This window comes from Streptomyces sp. NPDC045431 (assembly GCF_040646655.1).
Lineage (GTDB): Bacteria > Actinomycetota > Actinomycetes > Streptomycetales > Streptomycetaceae > Streptomyces.
Window position 1 is genome coordinate 1 of the sequence record NZ_JBEZAQ010000040.1, and the last position, 7,753, is coordinate 7,753.

Annotated in this window: 3 protein-coding genes; all 3 read right to left on the reverse strand. The window is 72.0% G+C overall.

Annotated features, from left to right (window positions below):
* Positions 1-1,892 (reverse strand): type I polyketide synthase (locus AB0A69_RS33705; protein WP_361429917.1); only part of this gene is annotated, 1,892 nt, incomplete at its 3' end.
* Between the two features lie 130 nt (positions 1,893-2,022).
* Positions 2,023-6,882, reverse strand: a complete 4,860-nt coding sequence (locus tag AB0A69_RS33710) for a type I polyketide synthase (RefSeq protein WP_361429919.1) — start codon at positions 6,880-6,882, stop codon at positions 2,023-2,025.
* 3 nt (positions 6,883-6,885) lie between these two features.
* Positions 6,886-7,753 (reverse strand): phosphopantetheine-binding protein (locus AB0A69_RS33715; protein WP_361429921.1); only part of this gene is annotated, 868 nt, incomplete at its 5' end.

The window sequence follows — 7,753 nt, forward strand, 5'->3', positions numbered from 1 at the left end:
GCCACCTCGATCGCGAACAGCGCAGGCTGAGCGAATTCGGTGCGGTCCAGACGCTCCGCGTCCTGGCCCCACATCACGTCCTGCAGCGGCAGACCGACCTCCGCCACAACCGCGTCGAAGGCCTCCGCGAACACCGGGAACGCCTCGTACAACCCCCGGCCCATTCCCAGCCGCTGCGCACCCTGCCCACCGAACAAGAACGCAGTTACGCCGCCCTCAGAGGCGATGCCGCGCAGCACGTCGGGGTGGGACTCCCCACGGGCGAGGGCGGCCATCGCCGTCATGGCCGAGCTGTTGTCTCCCGCAAGCACGACAGCGCGGTGCTCCAGCGAGGCCCGGCTGGTCGCGAGGGAGTTGCTCAGGTCGAGGGCACGGAGTTCGGCGTGCTCGGCGACGTAGGAGCCGACCCGCTCGGTCACCGCGCGCAGGGCGTCCGCACTGCGCGCGGAGAGCAGCCACGGCAGCGGGGTGCCGACGGGCCAGGCGGCCGGGGCGGGGCTGTCATGGCCCGGCTCAGACGGCTCCGGTTCGGGAGCCCTCTCCAGGATGAGGTGGGCGTTGGTGCCGCTGACTCCGAAGGCGGACACGGCGGCGCGGCGCGGGTGATCCGTCTCGGGCCACGGGCGGGCCTCCGTCAGCAGCCGGACGTCACCGGACGTCCAGTCCACCTTGGTACTCGGCTCGTCCACGTGCAGGGTCTTCGGCAGCGTCTCGTGGCGCATCGCCATGACCATCTTGATCACGCCACCGACACCCGCCGCCGCCTGGGCGTGCCCGATGTTCGACTTCAGCGACCCCAGCCACAACGGCCGGCCCTCGGGACGCCCCTGCCCATACGTCGCCAGCAGCGCCTGTGCCTCGATCGGATCACCCAACGTCGTACCCGTACCGTGGCCCTCCACCGCATCGACCTGGGCGGCGGAGAGGCTCGCGCTGCTCAGCGCCTCGCGGATGACGCGCTGCTGGGAGGGGCCGTTGGGGGCGGTCAGGCCGTTGCTCGCGCCGTCCTGATTGATCGCCGAGCCCTTGACCACCGCGAGGACCGGGTGGCCCTTGGCCCGGGCGTCGGACAGCCGCTCCAGGACGAGCACACCGGCGCCCTCGGCCCAGCCGGTGCCGTCGGCGGCATCGGCGTAGGCCTTGGCGCGCCCGTCGGCGGCGAGACCGCCCTGCGTGGCCATGCCGATGAACGGGCCCGGCGTCGACATCACCATGACACCGCCCGCCAGGGCGAGGCTGCACTCCCGCTCCCGCAGGGCCTGAGCAGCGAGGTGGATGGCGACCAGCGACGACGAGCACGCCGTGTCCACGGTGACGGCAGGGCCTTCGAGGCCGAGCGCGTAGGAGACCCGGCCGGCGATGACGGCCGCCACCGCGGCCGTGCCCATGAACGGGCCCGCCGCCCCGGGTGCCGCGTTGAGCAGGTCGCCGTAGTCCTGGAAGCCGGAACCCGTGAACACGGCGACCTGTCCACCGCGAAGCTTGTCGGCGGGGATACCGGCACGTTCCAGCGCTTCCCAGGAAAGTTCGAGCATCAACCTCTGCTGGGGGTCCATGGCCACGGCCTCGCGCGGCGAGATCCCGAAGAACTCGGGGTCGAACTCCGCCGCGCCGTCGATGAAGCCGCCCACGCGGGCGAAGTCCGCGTCGTCGGCCGCGTCCAGGTTCCAGCCGCGGTCGGCGGGGAAGAAGGACACGGCGTCCACGCCGTCCGACACCAGCCGCCACAGGTCTTCGGGAGAGCTCACGCCACCGGGGTAGCGGCAGCTCATGGCCACGATGGCGATCGGGTCCTGCTCCCTGGCCTCGTACTCCTGCAGTTGCCTGCGGGTCAGGGCCAAGTCCGCAGTGACCCGCTTGAGGTAGTCAAGGAGCTTCTGATCGTCGGCCATTCCCCGCCTCGCAACGTCCTGTGGAATCCGCATGGTCCTGGTGGTTCGGTGGCGCCGCGCCGGACACGCGGCGCGGTCCGGTGGGCGGTGTGCTCCCGGCGCGGGTCGCACGCCGGGAGCGGTGGCCTGGTCAGGTCAGGCCGAGTTCCTTGTCGATGAAGTCGAAGACGTCGTCCGCTGTGGCGTCTTCGGTGAGCTGGTGGTCCAATGCCGTGCCACCGGCCGGTCCGGCCCCGGCGACCGCTCCGGCGACTCCGCCGAGCCTCGCCGTCAATGCCTGCAGACGACGGGGGATCCGGTGGCGTTCGACGTCCTCGGCCGGCAGAGCCGCCAGCGCCTCCTCCAGCCGGTCGAGCTCGGCCAGTACGGACATCACCTGGCCGCCGTCGCCGTCCGGGCACAGTTCCTCGACCAGGTGGGCGGCGACCGCGGCCGGAGTGGCATGGTCGAAGACCAGCGTGGCCGGCAGCCTCCTGCCGGTGGCGGCGGACAGGGCGTTCCTGAGGTCCGTGGCGGCCACGGAGTCGAATCCGAGATCGGTGAACGGGCGTGCTGCATCGAGCGCGGCCGGGTCGTCGTAGCCGAGCAGGACTGCCACGTGGCCCCGGACCAGGTCGAGCAGCGTCCGGCTGCGCTGGACCGCCGGCAGGTCCTTCAGCCGCCGGACGAACTCCTCGCCGCCAGCGGCCTGGCCGGCCTGCTCTCCACCGCCTTCGAGGGCGGCAAGCGCCTCGGGCACCGCGTCAAGGAGGGGACGCGGGCGTGCCAGGGCGTACACGGGGGCGAAACGGGACCAGTCGATGTCGGCGACGACCACCCGGTGCTCGTCGTGGTCGAGGATCCGGCCGAGGGCGCCGGCGGCAAGCCGGGGCTCCATCGGCGGCGTGCCGATCCGGCCGAGCGCCGCGCCCAGCTCGGCGTCCACCATGCCGCTGTCCCAGGACCCCCAGGCGACCGAGGTCGCCGTGGCGCCACGGGCGCGCCGGCGTTCTGCGAGGGCGTCGAGGAAGGCATTGGCACTGCCGTAGGCAGCCTGTCCGGCGCTGCCCCAGACCGCCGATCCGGACGAGAAGAGCACGAACGCGTCCAGGGCTCGGTCGCCGAGCAGCTCGTCGAGGTGCAGGGCACCACCGACCTTCGCGTCGGCGACGGCGGCGACCTCGTCCAGGGTCAGTTCGGCGAGGGGGGCGATGCGCTGCATCACACCGGCAGCGTGCACCACGGCGGTCAGCGGCCGGTCCTCGGGAACCGTGTCGAGCAGGGCGCGCAGCGCGTCGCGGTCGGCGACGTCGCACGCCTCGACGGTGACCTCGGTGCCGCAGGCGGCGAGTTCGGCGACCAGATCGGTGACGCCCTCGGCGTCGGAACCGCGGCGGCTGGTCAACAACAGGTGCTCGGCGCCCCGTTCGGCGAGCAACCGGGCCACATGGGCGCCGAGGCCACCGGTCCCACCCGTGATCAGCGTGGTGCCGCGCGGACGCCAGTCGCGCACCGGGGCCTCGGCGCTCAGCGGCGCACGGACCATGCGACGGCCGAGCACCCGGTCGCCGCGCAGCGCCATCTGAGCCTCGTCGCCGGGCGCGGCGAGGACCGCGCAGAGCCTGCGCACGGTGTCCTCGTCGACGGTGCCGGGCAGGTCGATCAGGCCGCCCCACTGCTCGGGGAGGTCGAGTTCGAGGCCCGCGCCCAGGCCCCAAACGGACGCTTGGAAGGGGACGACCTCGTCGGCGGGACCGGTCGCGACCGCCTGGGCGGTGACGCACCACAGCGGAGCGGCGAGTCGGACGTCGCCGAGCGCCTGCACCAGGGTGACCGTGGCGGCGGTGCCCCGGGACAGCGCCGGATGGTGGGGGTGCGGCCGGTCGTCCAGGGCCAGGAGGGACAGCACCCCGGCCGCCGCGGTGTGACGGCTCAGCTCACGAGCGAGGGCGGCCCGGTCCTGGTCCCCGACCTCCAGACGTACGGTCGACAGACCGTGGGCCGCGAAGCCGTCGGTGAGAGCGCGGATCCGGGTGGCGTCGGCATCCCCTTCAGGAACGACCAGGAGCCAGGTGCCCTCCGGAACGTCCCGGTCCCCGGTGCCGGTTCCCTGGCGGACCGGGCGCCAGGCGACGCGATAGCGCCACCCGTCGGTCCGTGCCTGCTCGCGCAGCCGTCGGCGCCAGTCCTTCAGGGCGGGCAGCACCTCATCGAGGGCCTCGACGGGCGCACCCGTACGGGTGGCCATAGCCGTCCCGTCCGCCCGCTCTATGACGTCCCAGGCGACGGTGTCGACCTCGTCCGTGGTCGCGGGCGCCGACGCAGCCGTCGCCTGTTCGGGGTCACGCCAGAACCAGCGTCGTTGGAAGGCGTAGGTGGGCAGGTCGACGCGGCGGGCGCCGGTGCCGGCGTAGAAGGCCGTCCAGTCCACCGCCACGCCCTGGCAGTGCATCAGCGCCACCGCCGTCACCAGCTCCCGCACCTCGTCCCGGTCGCGGCGCAGGGTGGGTACGAAGGTGGCGGTGTCGGTGGTCTGCTGGGCCATGGCGGTCAGCACCGCGTCCGGACCGAGCTCCACGTACGTGGTTACGCCTGCCGCGTCCAGGGCGCGGACCGCGTCGGTGAAGCGGACGGCTTCGCGGACGTGCCGTACCCAGTACTCCGGGTCGGTCAGGTCACCAGTGGTGTCCCCGGTGAGGGTGGACACGATCGGGATCGACGGCTCGCTGTAGGTCACCGACTGTGCGACGGTGCGGAAGTCCTCCAGCATCGGTTCCATCAGCGGGGAGTGGAACGCGTGCGAGACCCGCAGCCGCGTCGCCTTACGACCCTCCGCCTCGAAACGCTCCTTGATGGCCAAAACCTCGGCCCGAGCACCGGAGACCACCACCGCAGACGGGCCGTTGACCGCCGCGATACCGACCGTGTCGGACAGCAGCGGGCGGACCTCGTCCTCAGCCGCCTGCACGGCCACCATGGCCCCGCCCTGCGGCAGCGCCTGCATCAACCGGCCCCGCGCGGTCACCAGCCGTGCCGCGTCCGCCAACGACAGCACCCCGGCCACATGAGCCGCCGCGAACTCACCGATCGAATGCCCCGCCAGGTAGTCGGGCTTGATGCCCCACGACTCCAGCAGCCGGAACAGCGCCACCTCGATCGCGAACAGCGCAGGCTGAGCGAATTCGGTGCGGTCCAGACGCTCCGCGTCCTGGCCCCACATCACGTCCTGCAGCGGCAGACCAACCTCGGCCACAACCGCGTCGAAGGCCTCCGCGAACACCGGGAACGCCTCATACAACCCCCGGCCCATCCCCAACCGCTGCGCACCCTGCCCACCGAACAAAAACGCCGTCACACCATCGGCACGGGCCGTGCCGCTCACGACGCCCGGTGCCGGCACGCCCTCCGCCAACGCGGCGAGCCGGTGCAGCAGCTCGGCCCGGTCGCTCGCCACGACCACGGCACGGTCCTGGAGCGCAGCCCGGGTGGTCGCCAGGGAGTAACCGAGGTCGGGCACGGTGGGCGCGTCGTCGGACTCGGCGAGCGAGAGAAGACGCCGGGCCTGGGCGCGCACGGCGTCGATTCCCCTGCCCGACACCGGCAGCGGAACGACCGTCGCGTTCCCCACCGACGCCACGAGGTTCCCGGCCGGTGCAGCGGGAGGAGCCTCCTCGATGATCACATGGCCGTTGGTGCCGCTGAAGCCGAACGAGGAGACTGCGGCCCGCCTGGGACGGCTGGTCCGGGGCCACGGGCGGGCCTCCGTCAGCAGCCGGACGTCACCGGACGTCCAGTCCACCTTGGTACTCGGCTCGTCCACGTGCAGGGTCTTCGGCAGCGTCTCGTGGCGCATCGCCATGACCATCTTGATCACGCCACCGACACCCGCCGCCGCCTGGGCGTGCCCGATGTTCGACTTCAGCGACCCCAGCCACAACGGCCGGCCCTCGGGACGCCCCTGCCCATACATCGCCAGCAGCGCCTGTGCCTCGATCGGATCACCCAACGTCGTACCCGTACCGTGGCCCTCCACCGCATCGACCTGGTCTGCGGTCAGTTGGGCGTTGGTCAGCGCCTGCTCGATCACGCGCTGCTGGGAGGGCCCGTTGGGCGCGGAGATACCGTTGCTCGCGCCGTCCTGATTCACCGCCGTACCGCGCACCACCGCCAGGACGGGGTGGCCGTTGGCGCGGGCGTCGGACAGCCGCTCCACCACGAGCATGCCCACGCCCTCGCCCCAGCCGGTACCGTCCGCCGATGCGGCGAAGGACTTGCAGCGGCCGTCGGGTGACAGCCCGCGGTCCTGGCTGAAGCCGACGAAGGAGTGCGGATGGGCCATGACGGTCGCACCGCCGGCAAGGGCGAGGGTGCACTCACCGGTGCGCAGGGCCTGGATCGCCAGGTGCAACGCCACCAGCGACGACGAACAGGCGGTGTCCACCGTGACCGCCGGCCCCTCGAGACCGAGCACGTACGCGATGCGTCCGGATGCGACGCTGGCCAGGCTTCCGGTGCCACCGCCCACGAGGTAGTCGTGGTAGACGACGCCGGCGAAGACGCCGGTCCTGGACTTCTTCAGCGAGGTCGGGTCGATGCCCGCTCGCTCCAGGGCCTCCCAGGCGGTCTCCAGCAGCAGCCGTTGCTGGGGGTCGGTCTCCCGGGCCTCCTTGGGACTCATCTTGAAGAAGTCGGCGTCGAACTCACCGGCGTCGTGCAGGAATCCACCCTCGCGGGAATACGTCTTGCCGGGTGTGGCGGGTTCGGGGTCGTAGAGCGCCTCCGTGTCCCAGCCGCGGTGCTCGGGAAAGTGGGAGATCGCGTCCCGGCCGGAGTCGACAAGGTCCCACAGCTCTTCCGGTGATCCGACACCGCCGGGGAACCTGCAGCTCATCGCCACGATCGCGATCGGCTCGTGGTTTCTGTCCTCCGCCTCACGCAGCCGCCGCTTGGTCTGCTGGAGATCGGCCGTCGCGCGTTTGAGGTAGTCGCGAAGCTTGTCGTCGTTCCCCATCGCTCATGAACCAATCTCGAGGTTGTCCAGTGTCTGGAAGAGCTCGTCGTCGGTGGCGGACGCGAAGTCGTCGGGTACGTCCGCCACGGCGCCTTGCCGGGCGTCGCGCCAGGAGCGCAGGACCGCTTCGAGCCGAGCCGTGACCCGAGAGGTGTCACCGTTCAGTTCGGGAGCCGCGGACAGGACGGCTTCGAGCCGGTCGAGCTCGGCGATGACCGACTGGGCCGGGCTCTCGTCGGCCTCTTCCCGGAGGGCCAGCAGAAGGTCGGTCACGGCGCGGGCGTTGGGGTGGTCGAACGCGAGCGTGGCGGGCAGCTCGGCCCCGGTGGCCGTGGCGAGTCGCTTGCGCAGCTCGCTCGCGGCCACGGAGTCGAAACCGAGCTCGGTGAAGGCTCGGTCCGGTTCCACCTCGTCGAGGATCTCGTGGCCCAGCACGGTGGCCACGTGCTGCCGGACGAAGGTGAGCGCGGCGCGATCGCGCTCACCACCCGGCTGCGCGAGGATCCCCTGCCACCTCTTGGTGCCGGCGGCGACGTCGGGCTGATCGACGAGCGACGATGTGCTGCCACCGATGACGACGGTCTCACCGGTTACCTCGGCGAGCCAGTAAGGGCGTCGTTGGAAGGCGTAGGTGGGCAGGTCGACGCGGCGGGCGCCGGTGCCGGCGTAGAAGGCCGCCCAGTCCACCGCCACGCCCTGGCAGTGCATCAGCGCCACCGCCGTCACCAGCTCCCGCACCTCGTCCCGGTCCCGGCGCAGGGTGGGTACGAAGGTGGCCGTCTCGGTGGTCTGCTGGGCCATGGCGGTCAGCACCGCGTCCGGACCAAGCTCCACGTACGTGGTCACGCCAGCCGCGTCCAGGGCACGGACC

Bases quoted from the DNA above. Each gene is read 5' to 3' on its own strand.
- AB0A69_RS33710 (WP_361429919.1), bottom strand. From the start codon at position 6,882: ATGGGGAACGACGACAAGCTTCGCGACTACCTCAAACGCGCGACGGCC.